Source organism: Dietzia sp. SL131, assembly GCF_026672565.1.
GTDB lineage: Bacteria > Actinomycetota > Actinomycetes > Mycobacteriales > Mycobacteriaceae > Dietzia > Dietzia kunjamensis.
Window position 1 is genome coordinate 1655098 of record NZ_JAPPRI010000003.1, and the last position, 17342, is coordinate 1672439.

Annotated in this window: 11 protein-coding genes; 4 read left to right on the forward strand and 7 right to left on the reverse strand. The window is 70.3% G+C overall.

The genetic code is table 11. From position 1 onward, the window contains the following. Positions 1-43 precede the first annotated feature (43 nt). Together OVA21_RS08550 and OVA21_RS08555 are read right to left on the reverse strand one after the other, a co-directional pair. Positions 44-799 (reverse strand): hypothetical protein, encoded by a 756-nt coding sequence (locus OVA21_RS08550; RefSeq protein ID WP_096905244.1) that lies wholly within the window; start codon positions 797-799, stop codon positions 44-46. Further along, the gene (locus OVA21_RS08555; protein ID WP_268092235.1) at positions 796-3684 is read right to left on the reverse strand and encodes a DEAD/DEAH box helicase; all 2889 of its coding nucleotides are present in this window, start codon (positions 3682-3684) and stop codon (positions 796-798) included. Before OVA21_RS08555 ends, OVA21_RS08550 begins: the two co-directional genes overlap by 4 nt. Before the next feature lie 203 nt (positions 3685-3887). On the opposite strand from OVA21_RS08555, the gene OVA21_RS08560 reads away from it, so the two are divergent. Beyond that, entirely contained in the window at positions 3888-4598 is a 711-nt protein-coding gene (locus OVA21_RS08560; protein WP_268092236.1) for an HNH endonuclease family protein, read from the forward strand. A gap of 9 nt (positions 4599-4607) precedes the next feature. Here the strand turns inward: OVA21_RS08560 and OVA21_RS08565 are convergent, their stop codons facing one another. The 5 genes from OVA21_RS08565 to OVA21_RS08585 are packed head-to-tail and all read right to left on the reverse strand — an operon-like array spanning position 4608 to position 11096. After that, positions 4608-6650: a DEAD/DEAH box helicase gene (locus OVA21_RS08565; protein WP_096905242.1), complete on the reverse strand. Its 2043-nt coding sequence runs from the start codon at positions 6648-6650 to the stop codon at positions 4608-4610. A gap of 55 nt (positions 6651-6705) precedes the next feature. Beyond that, positions 6706-7941, reverse strand: a complete 1236-nt coding sequence (locus OVA21_RS08570) for an MFS transporter (RefSeq protein WP_067718383.1) — start codon at positions 7939-7941, stop codon at positions 6706-6708. After that, positions 7938-9272 (reverse strand): M20/M25/M40 family metallo-hydrolase, encoded by a 1335-nt coding sequence (locus OVA21_RS08575; RefSeq protein ID WP_096905241.1) that lies wholly within the window; start codon positions 9270-9272, stop codon positions 7938-7940. The genes OVA21_RS08570 and OVA21_RS08575 overlap by 4 nt, the downstream gene beginning before the upstream one ends. Continuing rightward, positions 9269-10465, reverse strand: coding sequence for an alanine racemase (locus tag OVA21_RS08580; RefSeq protein ID WP_096905240.1), 1197 nt, complete (start codon positions 10463-10465; stop codon positions 9269-9271). The genes OVA21_RS08575 and OVA21_RS08580 overlap by 4 nt, the downstream gene beginning before the upstream one ends. After that, on the reverse strand, positions 10458-11096 hold the full coding sequence (locus OVA21_RS08585) for a TetR/AcrR family transcriptional regulator (protein WP_096905239.1): 639 nt from the start codon (positions 11094-11096) through the stop codon (positions 10458-10460). Before OVA21_RS08585 ends, OVA21_RS08580 begins: the two co-directional genes overlap by 8 nt. 142 nt (positions 11097-11238) lie before the next feature. On the opposite strand from OVA21_RS08585, the gene OVA21_RS08590 reads away from it, so the two are divergent. The 3 genes from OVA21_RS08590 to OVA21_RS08600 all read left to right on the forward strand — a co-directional run bounded on the left by OVA21_RS08590 (position 11239) and on the right by OVA21_RS08600 (position 17306). Further along, complete coding sequence (locus tag OVA21_RS08590) at positions 11239-12573, forward strand: D-arabinono-1,4-lactone oxidase (RefSeq protein ID WP_096907208.1); 1335 nt, start codon at positions 11239-11241, stop codon at positions 12571-12573. An 83-nt stretch (positions 12574-12656) separates the two neighbouring features. After that, the gene (locus OVA21_RS08595; protein ID WP_067718393.1) at positions 12657-13352 is read left to right on the forward strand and encodes a hypothetical protein; all 696 of its coding nucleotides are present in this window, start codon (positions 12657-12659) and stop codon (positions 13350-13352) included. Positions 13353-13481: 129 nt separating this feature from the next. After that, a complete protein-coding gene (locus OVA21_RS08600) occupies positions 13482-17306 on the forward strand; it encodes a multifunctional oxoglutarate decarboxylase/oxoglutarate dehydrogenase thiamine pyrophosphate-binding subunit/dihydrolipoyllysine-residue succinyltransferase subunit (RefSeq protein ID WP_173674747.1) in 3825 nt (1274 codons plus the stop codon). Positions 17307-17342: the final 36 nt, after the last annotated feature.

The window sequence follows — 17342 nt, forward strand, 5'->3', positions numbered from 1 at the left end:
TCGTAGGACGCGGGTCCGACAGGCTACGCATCGGCGGCCCGCCTCACCGCGGTCGGTACCGGCCGAACGCGTCGAGGAAGTCCTCGAGGTCCGCCACCACCCGGAGTTGCTCGAGCGCGTCGTTGGTCGCCGCCGCGGCGAGCCTGCGGGTGACGGGCGCGTCCAGCAGGTCCTCGAGACCGGCCGGTCCGGGTGACGGCGACGCCGGCAGGATCGGCTCACCACCCCACAGCGCCTCCTCCACGTCGAAGGACACCTCGTCGTCGTCCCCTCCGCCCCGGAGGACGGCGCCGAGTTGCTCGGGTCGCAGACCCCTGAGCTCGAACAACACCTCCGGCCGGGAGTCCCACCACTCGACCATGATGTAGGCGGCCGCCAGCACGTGTCGGCAGGGGCCGGGTTGCACCGGACAGTGGCAGGTGAACGCGGTTGCCCCGTGCACCGCGGGCAGGAGGAGGAACCCGACGGTGTCGGAGAAGTCCCCGGCCAGGGCGCCGAGCACGCCCCGTTCCTCCCGCCTGAGGGCGGTGCGCAGGGCGTCGGAGTCGGTGTCGTCAAGCGGGGCGAACGTGAACTCCACTGTGAAGGGTTCCGGTCTGCTCCCGTCGACGTCGATCCGGACCGACCGGCCCGAGTGGTGCAGGGAGAGGACCTTGTCCTTGCGGGCGTCCTGTCGGGCCATGTGGGCGTCACCCCGGGAGACCCCGGATTCGATGTCACTCGCCCAGCGTCTGCTCCACATGTGTGCGCCGAACTGCCCGGCCCGGGACCTCGCCCGGATGCCCGCTTCGCCGCTCACGGTTCGTCCCGCCCCACGTCGGTGAACTCGACGAGTGCCGCCAGGTCCGCGTCCGCGAGCTCGGTCAGCGCGCCTGCCAACGGTCCCAGCGTCAACTCCGCGAGGTCCCGCTTGGCTTCGAGGAGTTCGTCGATACGGTCCTCGACCGTGCCCGGTGCGACGAGCGTGCGCACCTGGACCACCCGGGTCTGGCCGATGCGGTGGACCCGGTCGGTGGCCTGGTTCTCCACCGCCGGGTTCCACCAGCGATCCAGGTGTACGACGTGGTTGGCCTCGGTGAGGGTCAGTCCGGTCCCTCCCGCGCGTAGCGACGCGAGCATCACCGGTGGGCCGTGCGATGCCTGGAACTCCTCGACCATCTGAGCCCGTCCGGCCGCGGTGACCCCGCCGTGCAGGAATGGCACGGCGGTGGCGGCCCGACGCTCGAGTAGGGGCAGGATCAGATCGCCGAACGCCCGGTACTGGGTGAACAGCAGCACCTTCTCCCCCGCGTCGAGGATCTCGGTGAGGACCTCGTCGAGTGCGGCGAGTTTGCCCGAACGGTGGCGGCCGCCGCGCAGGAGTGCGGACCCGTCCCCGAGGTAGTGGGCGGGGTGGTTGCACACCTGCTTCAGGGCTGTGAGCCCCGAGAGGATGGCGCCCTTGCGGGCGGCCCCCTCGGACTCCTTGACCTGTTCCATCATGTCCTTGACGACCGCCCGGTACAGGGTCGCCTGCTCACGGGTCAGCGGCGAATCGACCCTGATGTGTTGCTTGTCCGGGAGATCGGCGACCACGCGGGGGTCGGATTTGAGGCGGCGCAGCACGAACGGTGCGGCGAGTGCCCGGAGCCTCGATGCCGCGGCCTCGTCGCGGTGGGACTCGATGGGGATCGCGAACCGGGCACGGAAGGTGCTGGCCGAACCCAACATCCCCGGATTGGCGAAGTCCAGGACGGCGCGGAGCTCGTCCAACCGGTTCTCCACCGGTGTCCCGGTCAGCGCGATCCGGTGCTCCGCCGGGATCGAGACGACGGCGCGCGCGACCGAGGTGGAGGGGTTCTTGATGGTCTGGGCCTCGTCGGCGACCAGCCGCCGCCAGGCCACCCGGGCGAGGAGTTCCGCGTCCCGGGACGCCGTCCCGTAGGAGGTCAGCACGAGGTCGGCGGCTCCGAGTAGTGTGGCCGCGTCGTCACCCCGTTCGCGGGCCGGTCCGTGATGGACGTGGATCCGCAGCTCCGGGGCGAACGTCGCCGACTCCCGGGCCCAGGTGGCCACCAGGGTGAGCGGCGCCACGACGAGAGTGGGGCCGGTCCGGCCCGCCGCGTGCTCGGACGCGGTGAGCGCGAGCACCTGCATGGTCTTTCCGAGCCCCATGTCATCGGCCAGCACGGCGCCGACATCGGCGCTGGACAGCGCGGTCAACCACCGCACCCCCTCCAGTTGGTACGGACGGAGCGTGGCGCGGAACCAGGGTGGGAGGTCGACCGGGATCGACGACGACGAGGGGATCCAGTCGATGGTCGTGGGCGCCTCCACCTCGACGCCCTCGCCTTCCTCGGACATCAGGGCGGCGACCAGTGCGGGTGCCGTGACCCGCCCCCCGCGCCGCGCGGCGAGGAAGCGGGCCGCCCGACGCAGTGCACCGGGGTCCGCCCGGACCCATTGGCCGCGGAGCTTGACCAGATCGGACGCGGCGTCGAGGAGCATCTGGGCCTCGGCGGGGTCGAGGGGGACGTCGTCGACGACCATCTCCCAGTTCACGTCCGCCAGCTGATCGAGCCCGAGCCGGCGACCCGAGTCGACGTTCTCGGTGCCCGGCTCCGTGACCGAGACCCGGACGGCGGTCCGCACCCTGGTCCAGGCTCGCGGCAGGAGGATCTCGACACCTCTCCCCCGTAGTGCCTCCACCCCCTCGTCGACCAACTGCACCACCAGGTCGGTGGGCATCATCAGGTCCGGACTGCCGGCGGTGTGGGTGGCACGCCCCAGCGGTGGCCACGACCGGACCGCCCGGTCGACGACGTCGCGCACCGCGTCACCCACGGCCGACGTATCGGGCAGCTCGGTGAAGGGCCGAAGGGAATCGTTGCCCGTGCGCACCAGCGTCTCCAGCCGCCACAGGATCTCCCCGGGCGCGGCGTGCCCGGCCCCGCCGTCGGAATCGCCCGGGCCCTCGTCGTCACCGCCGGTCGGCTCGACGATCCGGAACACCACCTCGACGTCCCGCGCCGCCGCCGCCCGTCCGAACTCGCCGATCGCTTCCGCCAACGCCTGGCCCCCGGACGTCACGCCCCCGCCCGTGATCAAGGCCGTGCCCAGGTCGCTCCGGCGATCGCCCGCCAGGGGCGCCAGGGCCATCCGCGCGTGCTGGTCCGCCAGGGCGGCGAGTAGTCGGTCGAGGTCCTCGCGGTTCGCCACCAGCCCGTGGCACCGGGACAGGCTCTCCGCTGCCCACGCCGACACCACGGGTGAGGCGGCGAGAGTCCATGACGCGTCCCATGCGCCCTCCGAACGGCCGAGGACGGGGACGACGTGCCCCGCACGCACGAAGGCGGCCACGCCCGACGAGAGCGCCGCGAGGGCCCGCAGCCCGGATCCGACCCAGTGGTCGGTGGCGTCGACCATCCCGCACAGATCCACTGCCGCGCCGACCGAGACCCGGATCCCCGGCACCGTCGCGGTCCGGACCCGGCCCTCGACCGGGGCACGAACCCCGATCCGGTGCGTCAGCGAGTAGCGCTCCAGGAACCGGATCACCTCAGGCGGGGCTCCGGCCCGGCCCACAGCCGTGACCTCGGCGGCGGGGGCGATCGATACCGGCCTACGCAATCCCGTCTCGCACCACAAGCCGACGACCCCGGACTGCCACACGGCGTGTAGTCGGGGTGCGGCGGTCGGGGTCACGTGCACATGTAAGCACGTGGGTCCGACAGCGGGCCGGCGTGCTCCCCTGAGAGGTACGGGCGAGGCCGCCGTCCACAGGCGCCCACCTGTCCACAGTCCCGCCCTGCCGCCCCCCTCGGCGGGCGGGAGCCGGCGACCCCCCGCGTCAGACTCGATGCGTGGGCCATGATCCCCGTACCCGGAGGCACCTTGCTGGCCGAGTCGTGCCGCCGCCCGCACCCCGGGCGCTCGCCCTGGCCCTCGTCGTGCTCGGCGTGCTGGCCGCCGTGTGGTGGTCCGGCCAACCGCCCCGCTCCGTCCCGGGCAGCCCACCGCGGGACGCGGTGGAGGCACTGCTCGACGCGGTCGAGGTGGTGGAGTCGCGGAACCCCGCTCCCGGGTACGAGCGGGACTGCTCGGGCGCGTCAGGGTGCGTGTTCGGCCCGGCCTGGAGTGACACGACCGGGGCGCCGGGTGCCGGAAACGGGTGCTCCACCCGTCACGATGTCCTGGCCCGCGACCTCGTCGGCGGCACCAGGACACCCGGGGCACGGTGCGAGGTGTCTGGCGGAGTCCTGACCGATCCGTACACCGGCAGGCTCGTCGACGCGGGCACCACGGGGGTGCGCGGCATCCACGTCGACCACGTCTACCCGCTCTCGGCGGCGTGGGACCTGGGGGCGTGGTCGTGGCCGGCCGGGCGCCGTGCCGCGTTCGCCAACGACATCGACCGGAACCTGCTCGCCGTCACAGCGTCGGTCAACACCGGCAAGAGCGACTCGACCCCGGCGGACTGGCTACCCCCGGATCCCGGTCGACACTGCTTCTACGCCTCCCGGTACCTCACCGCGGCCGTCGCCTACGGCCTGCCGGTGACGAGGGCCGACCATGACGCTCTCGCCGGTGCGGTCCGGCGGTGCCCGACCGGCCCGTAGGGCCCGGCGTCAGTGGCGGTCCGGGCCCCCGCCGGAACGCCCGCGGAACCCGCCACCGCGGCGGTCGTCGTCACCGCGGCGGAAGCCCCCACGGTCGTCGCGCTTCTCGTCACGGCCGCCGCGCCGGTCACCACGGTCACCTCGGTCGCCACGGTCATCGCGACGGGGTCCGCCGCCACGCGGCTTGCCGCCCCTGTCGTCCCGGAACGACGACGGACGACCCGTCGGAGCGCCGGAGTCGGGGCGGATGTCGATCTCGGAACCCCCGACCCGGATTCCCTTCATCGAGTTGAGCTGGTCCGCGGGGAGATCCGCCGGCAGCTCGACGATCGAGTGGTCGAACCGGATCGAGATGCGTCCGATGTCACCGCCCCGGAGCCCGGCCTCGTTGGCCAGGGCGCCCATGATCGAGCCGGGCTTGACGTTGTTCCGCTTACCCACGGCGATCCGGTACTGCCCCATGTTCTTCCCCGACCGCGACGGACGCGGCCCGTCCGAGAAGTCGCGTGCCGGCCGCTCGCGACGGTCGTCCCGGCGCGGCGGGCGCTCGGGCTCCCGCATGAGGAAGTCGTCCGAGTTCCGCGACTGGGTCGCCAGAGCGGCGGCGATGTCGGACATCGAGACCGAGTGCTCGGAGGCGTACTCCTCCACCAGTCGGCGGAAGAGCGCGATGCTCGGGTCCTCGAGGCTCTCGGTGATCGACTGTGCGAACTTGGCCATCCGCATCTCGTTGACGTCGTCCACGCTCGGGAGCTGGATCTCGGTCAACGGTTGGCGGGTGGCCCGCTCGATCTGGGAGAGGAGCCGGCGCTCGCGCGGGGTGACGAAGAGCAGCGCCTCACCGCTCCTACCGGCGCGACCGGTCCGGCCGATCCGGTGGATGTAGGACTCGGTGTCGTGCGGGATGTCGTAGTTGACGACATGGCTGATCCGGGGGACGTCGAGACCCCGGGCGGCCACGTCGGTGGCGACGAGGATGTCCGTGCGACCGTCCTTCAGCGCCTCGATCGTGCGCTCACGCAGGTTCTGCGGGATGTCGCCGTTGATGGGCGCGGCGGAGAACCCCCGTGCACGGAGTCGCTCTGCCAGCTCCTCGGTGGCGGACTTCGTCCGGACGAACAGGATCATCGCGTCGAAGTCCTCGACCTCGAAGATCCTCGTCAGAGCGTCGAGCTTGTCCCGGTGGTTGACCAGGACGTAGCGCTGCGTGATGTTCGGCGCGGTCGACGTCTTCGACGCCACCTTCACCTCGGTCGGATTGGTGAGGTACTTCTGCGAGATCCGCCGGATGGCGGCGGGCATGGTCGCCGAGAACAGGGCCACCTGGGTCGTCTCCGGGGTGTCCGACAGGATCCGCTCGACGTCCTCCTGGAACCCCATCGCGAGCATCTCGTCGGCCTCGTCCAGGACGAGGTGCCGCAGACCCGACAGGTCCAACGTGCCCTTCTTCAGGTGGTCGATCACACGCCCCGGGGTGCCGACGATGATCTGCGCACCGCGCCGCAGCCCCGAGAGCTGGATGCCGTAGGCCTGCCCGCCGTAGATGGGCAAGACGTTCACCTGCGGCATGTTCGCCGAGTACGTGACACAGGCCTCGGCGACCTGGAGGGCGAGCTCTCGGGTCGGCGCCAGGATGAGGGCCTGGGGGCTCTTCACCGCCGGGTCGATCAGCGACAGGATGGGCAGCGCGAACGCGGCGGTCTTACCGGTGCCGGTCTGTGCCAGGCCGACCACGTCACGCCCCTCGAGGACCAGCGGGATCGTCGCGGCCTGGATGGCGGAGGGGACTTCGTAACCCACGTCCCTGACCGCCTGCGCGACCGCGGGGGCCAGCCCCATGTCGGCGAACGTCACCTCGGGCTCGTCCTCACCGCCGGCTGCAGGGGCGGCGGCGCCGGTGCGCGCGGGCGCGGCCGTGTCCGCAGCGCCGTTGTCCGCGGCGCCATTGTTCGCGGCGCCGTTGTCCGCGGCGGAGGCTGGTTCGGGATTGCTGGCGTCGGTGTCGACCTCGTCGCCGGCGGTGGCGGTACGGTCCTCGTCGTTGTTCTCCATGAGGTTTTACATTCTACGGCGTCCGGGGGCTGTTGAGCGACACGGCTGCCGCAGGTCACTCCCCCGTGGTCACCGGGTTCGTGGCCTCACGGGTCTCCTCGGCGATGATCCACGGGATCGCGGCCCCCAATAGGAGCACACCGGACACCGCGAACCCCGCCTTGTAGCCCAGCAGGTCCACCACCAGCCCCACCACGACCGGTCCCAGGATCGCTCCGGAGTCGCTGGCCATCTGGAAGGTGGCGAGGACCTTGCCGCCTGCCCGGTCCGCGCCGATCACGTCCGCGACAGCGGCCTGTTGCGACGGGTTGAGGATCCCGGCGCCCATCCCGGCGATGACCGAGGCCGCCACGAGCAACGGCACGGTGTCACACCAGCCCAGGACGAGGGTGGTGACACCGGAGATCACCAGACCAAGGATCACCATCGGACGTCGCCCGTACCTGTCGGACAACCACCCGGCCGCGGAGACCACCGAGGCGGTCCCCACCGCGAACGACGCCAGCGCGGTGCCGGCGATACCGGCGCCGGCATCGAAGTTGGCCGCGGCGAACAGCGGGACGATGGCGACCCGCACACCGAACGAGGTCCACCCGTTGACGAAGCTGGAGATCAGCGCGGCACGGTACCCGCTGTGCCGTAGCGCCTCGGCGACCGGGAGGGGTTCCTGCTCGGGGGACCCGTCGTCGGGTGAGGGCCGTCGGCCCCCGCGGAGGAAGACCGCCACCACGCCGGTCGCCACCAGCAGCGTGCCGGCGTAGACGAAGAACGGGATGCGCATGCCGAAGCCCGCCAACAATCCGCCCAGAACCGGACCGCCGATATTGCCGATGAGGAACGCGGTCGCGTACAGGCCGGCGATCCGTCCCCGGGCGCCGGGCGGGGACAATCTGGTGAGCAGGGCCATCGCGGAGATCGTGAACATCGTCGACCCGAGACCGCCGAGACCGCGGAAGACCAGGAGCTGCCAGTAGTTCTGCGCCAGCCCGGTCGCCAACGTGGAGACCACCACGATGAGGAGACCGGACATGTAGACCCACCGCTCGCCGAGTTTGTCGACGAGGAACCCACCGGCCGGCGCGAACACCAACCTGAAGAACGCGAATGCGCTGACGATGACCGACGCCGCCGTGACCGACACGTCGAAGCTGCGGGCGAACTGCGGCAGCACCGGGGCGACCAGACCGTAGCCGATCGCCACGGCGAACGCGGCCGCGACGAGGACCCAGACGTCCGCGGGCAGGCGGGTCCGCGCAGACGGCGTCGGATGTCCGGTGAGCGCGCCCCTCACGCGGATCGGAGCACTCGGGCGAGCACGTCGGCACCGAAATGCAGTGCGTCCACCGGTACCCGCTCGTCCACGGCGTGGAAATGGCCGAAGACGTCGAACTCGTCGGGCACGCGCAGTGGGACGAACCCGTAGCCGTCGATCCCGAGCGGGGCCAGATGCTTGTTGTCCGTGCTGGCGGGCAACAGGTACGGCACGACCATGGCATCGGGGTCGGATTGCCTGACGGCCTCGCGGATCACCTCCACGAACGGGGCGTCGGCCGGTGCGGCGATCGGTGGTTCCCAGATCCACTCGACCGTCACGTCGGGGCCGAGCTCCTGCTCGATCTCGGCACGGAACGTGTCCTCACCTCCGGGGAGTACTCTGCAGTCGATCTCCGCGCGTGCCTCGGTGGGGATGACGTTGGTCTTGTACCCGGCGGACAGGACCGTCGGTGAGGCGGTGTGGGACAGCGAGGCGGAGACGAGGGGCCCGAAGTGCCCGAGGACCTCGAGCCGATCCGGCAGTTCGGCGACCTCGCCGCTTCCTCCGGCCAGCCGACCGACCGCCGCGGCCAGCGCGGTGTTTGCCTCGGTCGGCTGCACCGGAAAGTCGAGATCGGCCACGCGATGAACCGCCCCGGCGATCGCGGCGACGGCGTTGTCCCCGGTCGGGCGGGACGCGTGTGCGGCGGTCCCGTGTGCGGTCACCGTGGCCCAGGCGACGCCCTTCTCGGCGACGGCGATCGGGTAGAGGCGGCGGCCGTCGACCGGTACCGACCAGCCCCCGACCTCGCTGAGCGCCTGGGTCATGCCGTCGAAGATCTCGGGCCGCTCCCGGACCACCCACTTGGCACCCATGATCCCCGCGGCCTCCTCATCCGCGAAGAACGCGAGCAGCAGCGGCCGCCGGGGCACGATCCCCTCCCGGCGGTAGTGGCGGACCACCGCGAGCATCATGCCGATCATGTTCTTCATGTCGACGGTGCCTCGTCCGTAGAGCCAGCCGTCGCGGATCTCACCGGCGAACGGCGGGACGGTCCAGTCCTCGGCGACCGCGGGGACGACGTCGACGTGTCCGTGCACGACCAGTCCGCCCGCGTCCGGGTCGGCTCCCTCGACCCGGGCGAACAGGCTCCCTCGTCCGGGAACAGACTCCACGAGTTCGCTGGAGATGCCGACCTCGTCGAGGTACTCGGCGATCCGGCGGCACACCCTCGTCTCGCCGTCGCCGATCGTCGCGGGGTCACCGGTGTTGGTCGAGTCGATCGACACGAGGTTCGCCGTGATCGCGACGGCCTCGGCATGCATCCGCTCCCGCGCCTGCCCGGACATCTGCTGGGCGTCGGTCATCCGAAACACTTCCCTTCACCACGGTAGGTGGGCCAGCGATCCACCACGACGGGCCCGTCAGCAGTCTCGTCCACCACGTGGAGAGTGTCGAACCGCTCGCACAGTTCCCCCGCCTTCGCGTGACGCCACCATGCGCTCTCGCCGATGGCCACCTGCCCCCGCACGGGCGTCTGGACCTCTCCGGCCCCCTCCCGACCGAGGTATCGCAACCCCGCCGGGGCGGCGGGCACCGGGAGCCGGTCGCGCCCCGGGACGCCGGACGCGACGTATCCCCCGTACAGGAACGTGGTGAGACCACGGGCCGGCGTCCGCACGGCGGGCAGTGCGAACAGCAGCGCCGGCCGCGGGGTGAAGGTCCGATAGGCGTCGAACAGCCCCGGCACGTACAGTCCCGATCCCGCGGTGACCTCGGTGACGGCGGGCGCTCCGGCGCTCTCGGCGACGGACCCGGATCCCCCGGAGTTGATGATCTCCGGCGGTGTCCCGGTGATCGACTCGATCGTGGACGCCACCGCCGGTCGCACATCCCGCAGCCGCCGCATCGAGAGCCGTTTGACGACGCCGATCCCCGGTACGTCATCGGGCACCCCGGCCACCTGCGCCTCGTAGAACATCGCGCCCACCACGCGGAAGCCGGTGGCGACGGCCCGCCGTACCAGCGGCTCGACGTCGTCCGGTCCGCGTAGCGGGGAGCGGCGCACGCCCAGGTGGACGGGCCCCAGCCGGAGGGAGCAGTCGACGTCGATGCACACCCGCGCCCCGGACGCCCCCGCCTCCCGTGCGATCTCCAGCTGGCGCGGATGGTCGATCATGAGTGTCACGCAGTCCGGCGCCTGCGGATCTGCTCCGAGGCGTCCCAGGGCCGAGCGGTCGACGGTGGGGTACCCCATCAGGACGTCGTCGCACCCCGATTCCACCAACCACAACGCCTCGTCCAGCGAGTAGGCCATGATCCCGCGGACGGAGTCGTCGCCGCGCAGCCGGTCGCCGAGCACCTCCCGCAGCACGCCTCGGGATCTCACTGACTTGCTCGCCACCCGGATCCTGGTGCCCCCTGCCCGACGGCGTAGGTCGTCCACGTTCGCCCGCAGACTCGGCAGGTGCAGAGCGGCGAGGGGCGCGTCGAGGCCCGCGGTCGCGACCCGGAGCGCGTCGACGACCACGGGGAGGCCGTCCGCCTCCCTGCTAGGCACCGTCGACCGGTCGCGCGTCCCGTACGACGAGGTCGACCGCCCGGTGGAGGAGGTCGTTGGCCTCGTCGTCGTTCCGGTAGATCTGCCACCGCAGGCTGATGCCGGTGATGATCGACAGGACGACGCGCACCATGTCGTCGAGGCCCATCGCCCACTGCACGTCGGCGGACTGCGCCGTGCGCTCGAGCACCGAACGCACGATGGCCTCGTTGGATTCCTGCTGGTCGCGGGCCAGGCCGACTTCGGGCAGCCCGTGGGTCCTCAGCGAGTACGACACGATCTCGTAGGTGAGGAGCTGCCGGTCGGGCGATGCGGAGATCACCGCCCAGATCAGGTCGATCGCCTCGTACAGCCGTCGCCGCAGGCCCTCGGTGCCCCGGATCCCGGAATCGAAGTCAACACTCACGAAGGCCCGGGCGGCCTGGTGGACCTCCGAGTTGACGGCGCCGATGACCTCGCGGAGAAGCTCTTCCTTATCCGTGTAGCAGTAGTGGACGACCCCCAGCGACACGCCCGCCCGTTCGGCCACGCCGCGGACGGTCACCGCACCCAGTCCGTCGTGTTCGGCGATCTCGAGGGCGGCCTCGAGGAGCTGCGCCCGGCGCTGATCGGCAGGAAGTCGTCTGGTCACCCGTCCATGGTACGACGACGAGGTGGACGTGCACACCGTTCACCGCACCCGCTCCCCCGGCGTGCCGGGCGTCCGCCCCCACTCCGGGTCGATGGTCCAGGACCGCCTCCCGCCCCGCCTCGCGCGGGTACCCTCTCCTGCCATGACGACCTCGGTGGCCCCCTGGCAGAACTGGGCCGGCAATGTCCTGGCCTCTCCCTCGGGCCGGTCGCTCCCGACGACCGTTGCCGAGGTGAGCGACGTGGTCACGCGGGCGGCCGAGCGCGGAACCAGGGTCAAGTGTGTCGGCGCGGGCCATTCCTTCACGCCGGCGGCCGCGACGGACGGCGTGCTCGTGTCCCTGGACGACCTGGCCGGCGTGGAATCGATCGTGCCGACCCGCGGCGCTGACGGTCGCGTCGACGGCGCGGACGTGACCGTCTGGGCGGGTACCCGGCTGCACCGACTGGGACCGCTGCTGTGGGAGCTCGGTCTGGCACAGCCGAACCTCGGGGACTTCGCCGAACAGTCCCTCGCCGGGGCGGTGTCGACCGGGACCCACGGCACCGGATGTGCGGCACCGGGCCTACCCGCCACGGTCGTCGGCCTCCAGCTCGTCACCGCCGACGGCGCCGTCCTCACCTGTTCCCGCGAGTCCGACCCCGAGGTGTTCGAGGCGGCCCGCCTCGGGATCGGCGCACTGGGGATCATCACCAAGATGACGATCCGATGCGTCCCGGCCTTCGCACTGCAGGCCGAGGAGCGTCCGTGGACCCTGACCGCCGCACTGGCGGACCTGGAGGGTTTCGCACGTTCCGCCGACCACGCCGAGTTCTTCTGGTTCCCCCACACCGACGCGATCAACGTCAAACGCAACACCCGGTTGCCCGGGGACGCCGAGCTGCACCCGGTGGGACGCATCCGGGGTCTGATCGGCGACGAACTCCTCTCCAACGAGGTCTTCGACGTGGTGTGCCGAGCCGCGACCCGACGTCCGGCGCTGACCCCCCGGCTCAACCGGGTCGCCTCACGGGCTCTGTCCGCACGGGACTTCACCGACCGGAGCTACCGGGTCTTCGCCTCCCCGCGGCGGGTCCGCTTCCGGGAGATGGAGTACGCCGTGCCCGTCGCGGCGGCGGCCGGGGTGTTGCGCGACCTCCGCGACACCATCGACCGCTCCGGCATCGTCACCCCGTTCCCCGTGGAGGTGCGGTTCGCCGCCGCCGACGACGTGTGGATGTCCACGGCGTACGGGCGCGAGGTCTGCTACATCGCCGTGCACCAGTACCACCTGATGGATCACACCGAACTGTTCCGTCTCGCGGAAGGGATCTTCCTCGCCGCCGGCGGGCGACCGCACTGGGGAAAGATGCACACCCGCACCGCGGAGGACCTGTCCGCCATGGTGGACCGCTTCGACGACTTCGTCTCCGTCCGTGACCGTCTCGACCCGGAGCGTGTCTTTGGCAACGACTACACCGAGCGTGTGCTGCCCTGAGCCACCACCCCGCGCGCCTTACGTACGGTGGAGGTTCGAGCCCGGCCCGCCCCCCGCGCCGCCTTGACCTCCAGGAGTGCCCAGTGCCCGATCGAGTGCCCGCTGAATCCGACGTCTCCGGCCCGGCCGCGGGGGTGATCACTGCCGCCCTGCGCCGGGCGATCCGGAGCCAGACCGGTGCCGCCCGTGCCTACGTACGCACACTCCGGGCCCATCACCCCGACGAGAGCCCGGCCCGGATCCGCGAGCGTCTCGACGCGCGGTTCCTGAACACCGTCACCGCGTCCGGTGCGGCCGTGGGCGCCACGGCCGCGGTGCCGGGTCTCGGAACCATCGTCGCCTTCGGCGCGATCGGCGCGGAGTCGCTGGTGTTCCTCGAGGCCGCCGCGTTCTACACGCTCGCTGTGGCCGAGGTCCACGGCGTGGACGTCCGCCACGACGAGCACGAGGAACTGCTGGTCATGACAGTCATGTTGGGAGCGTCCGGCACCGCCATCCTGGCCAACGCGGTCAGCTCGTCGGGAGGGGCGGCCACGGGCGGCTCGTTGGCCGGCCGTGCACTCCGGGTACCCGGGCTGAAGGAGATCAACCGTCGGATGATGACCCGCTTCGTCAGGAAGTTCGCCGTGAAGCGGGCAGGGCTCGCCGTGGGCAAACTGGCACCCGCGGGGCTCGGCGCCGCCGTGGGTGGATGGGGCAACCGGAAGCTGGGGCGGACGGTCGTGGAGACCGCTGATGCCGCGTTCGGCACGCCACCGGACTCGTGGCCCGCCACGTGACCCTGCCGTGACGGGCCGGGGGCATCCCCCTGTCAGGTGAGATCGGAGAGCCCGGCTCGGGCAGAAGGTCTAGCCTGGATCCATTGACGTGTGAAACCCACCACAGAACCAGAGAGGCACCAAGAGATCGTGAGCAACAACGTCTCACAGTTCGGACAGAACCAGTGGCTCGTAGACGAGATGTACGAGCGGTTCGCCAAGGACCCGTCCTCCGTGGACAAGTCCTGGCACGAGTTCTTCGACGCCAACCCGGAGGCCGCCTCCTCCTCCGGTGGTGACTCGACCAACGGCACCTCCCCCGGCAGCTCGGGCGGGAAATCCGGCAAGAGCAGTCGGCCCCGATCGGGAGGTGGGAGCAGTGGGGAATCGGTCACATCAGACAAGAAGCCGTCCGAGATCACCGTCGACGATTCCACCCCCGAGGCGTCCGTTAAGGACATCGCGGCGAAGCCCGCTGCCGACGCCTCGCCCAAGCGCAAGGCCCGCGGGGAGGGGGTGCCCGCCCCGGAGCACAAGTCGGAGGCGCGGAAGAAGTCCGACACCGCGGCGACGAAGAAGCCGTCACGCCCCGAGTACGAGCCCCCCGCGGAGCAGGAGAGCAAGGTCATCCGGGGCGCGGCCAACGCGATCGTCAAGAACATGAACGCGTCGCTGTCCCTCCCCACCGCGACCTCGGTCCGCGCGGTCCCGGCGAAACTGATGGTCGACAACCGGGTGGTCATCAACAACCACCTCAAGCGCACCCACGGCGGGAAGATCTCCTTCACCCACCTCATCGGGTACGCCATGGTCCAGGCCGTCAAGGCCTACCCGAACCTGAACAACCACTACGAGGAGGTCGACGGCAAGCCGAACGTCGTCACCCCGAACGGGATCAACCTCGGTCTGGCGATCGACATGAAGACCAAGGCCGGCCGGTCCTTGGTCGTGGCCGCGATCCGCAACTGCGAGAAGCTCGACTTCCGCGGATTCCTCGACGCCTATGAGGACATCGTCGCCCGCGCCCGCGAGGGCAAGCTGACGATGGACGACTTCTCCGGCGTCACGATCTCGCTGACGAACCCCGGCGGAATCGGCACGGTGCACTCGGTCCCGCGCCTCACCGTGGGCCAGGGCGCCATTCTCGGCGTGGGCGCGATGGAGTACCCCGCCGAGTTCCAGGGCGCGAGTGACGAGCAGTTGGCCAACAACGCCATCGGCAAGATCACCACTCTCACCTCCACGTATGATCACCGGATCATCCAGGGCGCCGAATCCGGCGAGTTCCTGCGTGAGATCCACCGCCTGCTGATCGCGGACGAGTTCTATGACGAGATCTTCGACGTACTCGGCATCCCCTACGAGCCGGTCCGGTGGCGTCAGGACATCACCGACCCGCGGGTGGACAAGGACGCACGCGTCCTCGAGCTGATCGCCGCCTACCGCGACCGCGGCCACCTCATGGCCGACATCGACCCGCTCGACGGGAAGCACGCCAAGCGGCGTCGCACGTTCCACCCGGACCTCGACGTCAACTCCCACGAGCTCACCCTGTGGGACCTCGACCGCAAGTTCTCCGTCGGCGGGTTCGTCGGCAAGGACAAGATGCGGTTGCGGGACGTACTGTCCGCGTTGCGTGCGGCCTACTGCCGCAAGATCGGTATCGAGTACACCCACATCCTCGAGAACGAGCAGCGCCAGTGGATCCAGGAGCGCCTCGAGGGGGTCGACGACAAGCCGACCGTCGCCGAGCAGAAGTACATCCTGTCCAAGGTGAACGCCGCGGAGGCCTTCGAGACGTTCCTGCAGACCAAGTATGTCGGCCAGAAGCGCTTCTCCCTCGAGGGCGCCGAGTCCGTCATCCCGATGATGGACGCGGTGATCGACGAGGCCGCCGAGTTCGGCCTCGACGAGGTCGTGATCGGCATGCCCCACCGCGGGCGGCTCAACGTGCTCGCCAACATCGTGGGCAAGCCCTACCGGCAGATCTTCACCGAGTTCGAGGGCAACATGGACCCCTCCGCCGCGCACGGGTCGGGTGACGTCAAGTACCACCTCGGGGCCGAGGGCATCCAGTACCAGATGTTCGGCGAGAACGAGATCAAGGTGTCGCTCACCGCCAACCCGTCGCACCTCGAGGCCGTCGATCCGGTCCTGGAGGGAATCGTCCGCGCCAAGCAGGACCTCATCGAGGATCCGGAATGGCGCTCCGAGTACCCGGTCGTGCCGCTCATGCTGCACGGTGACGCGGCATTCGCCGGACAGGGAGTGGTCGCGGAGACCCTGAACCTCTCTCAGATCGACGGTTACCGCACCGGCGGCACGATCCACATCGTCGTCAACAACCAGATCGGGTTCACCACGGCGCCCGAGGCCGGGCGCTCCAGCCAGTACTCCACGGACGTCGCCAAGATGATCGGCTCGCCGATCTTCCACGTGAACGGTGACGATCCCGAGGCATGCGTGCGGGTCGCCCGGCTGGCGATGGACTTCCGCCAGCAGTTCAAGAAGGACGTCGTGATCGACCTCGTCTGCTACCGCCGCCGCGGTCACAACGAGGCCGACGACCCGTCGATGACGCAGCCGCGGATGTACGAGGTCATCGACGACAAGAAGAGCGTCCGTCAGTCCTACACCGAGGATCTGGTCGGTCGCGGCGACATCACCGAGAAGGAGGCCGAGAACGCTCTCCGCGACTTCCAGGGTCAGCTCGAGCGGGTCTTCAACGAGGTCCGCGAGCTCGAGAAGCACCCGGTGAAGGCATCCGAGTCGATCCTGCCCAACCAGCCGCTGCCCAAGCGCCTGGTGACGGCGGTGGACGAGTCGGTCGTCCACGCCATCGGCGACGCCTTCGGCAACCTGCCCGCGGACTTCCACATCCACTCGCGGGTGAAGCCGGTCTACGAGGCGCGCCAGAAGATGGCCTACAACGGCAACATCGACTGGGCGTTCGCCGAGCTGCTGGCGATCGGTTCCCTCGTCCTGGAGGGCCGGACCGTGCGTCTCGCAGGTCAGGACTCGCAACGCGGAACCTTCACGCAACGCCACGCCGTGGTGGTCGACAAGACCACGTCGGAGCCCTACTCGCCCCTGCAGAACCTCGAGGACGCCGAGGGCCGCTTCGAGGTGTGGAACTCCGCACTCACCGAGTACGCGGGCGTCGGATTCGAGTACGGCTACTCGGTCGGGGACCCGGAGGCACTGGTGCTGTGGGAGGCGCAGTTCGGTGACTTCGTCAACGGCGCGCAGACCATCATCGACGAGTACATCTCCTCCGGTGAGGCCAAGTGGGGTCAGAAGTCCTCCGTCACCCTTCTCCTGCCGCACGGGCACGAGGGGATGGGCCCGGACCACACGTCCGGCCGCATCGAGCGGTTCCTCCAGCTGTGTGCCGAGGGCTCGATGACCGTCGCGCAGCCGTCGACCCCGGCGAACTACTTCCACCTCATGCGTCGTCATGCCACCGACGGCATCAAGCGGCCGCAGGTGGTCTTCACGCCGAAGTCGATGCTGCGGAACAAGAAGGCCGTCAGCGCGATCTCGGACTTCACCAACGGCAAGTTCCGTTCGGTTCTCGACGACCCGACGTTCGCCGACGGTTCGAAGGACCCGGGCAAGGTCAAGACCATGCTGCTGGTGTCCGGGAAGCTCTACTACGAGCTCGCCGCCCGCCAGGAGAAGGAGGGCCGCGACGACATCGCGATCGTCCGGGTCGAACAGATCCACCCGGTGCCGCACCGCCGGCTGCGCGAGGCGCTGGACCACTACCCGAACCTCACCGAGGTCCGGTGGGTTCAGGAGGAGCCGGCGAACCAGGGAGCGTGGAGCTTCCTCGCCCTGGAGCTGCCCGAGCGCATCGAGGACTTCCCGCCGCTCAAGCGGGTCTCGCGTCGCCCGATGGCCGCGACCTCGACGGGTCTGAGCAAGGTCCACGCCGTCGAGCAGAAGGCGCTGGTGGACCAGGCGTTCGAGTAACCGCCGAATCGGAGGACCGCGGACCTCGAGTGACCG

Bases quoted from the DNA above. Each gene is read 5' to 3' on its own strand.
- OVA21_RS08565 (WP_096905242.1), bottom strand. From the start codon at position 6,650: ATGGAGAACAACGACGAGGACCGTACCGCCACCGCCGGCGACGAGGTC.
- OVA21_RS08590 (WP_096907208.1), top strand. From the start codon at position 11,239: ATGACGACCTCGGTGGCCCCCTGGCAGAACTGGGCCGGCAATGTCCTG.
- OVA21_RS08575 (WP_096905241.1), bottom strand. From the start codon at position 9,272: ATGACCGACGCCCAGCAGATGTCCGGGCAGGCGCGGGAGCGGATGCAT.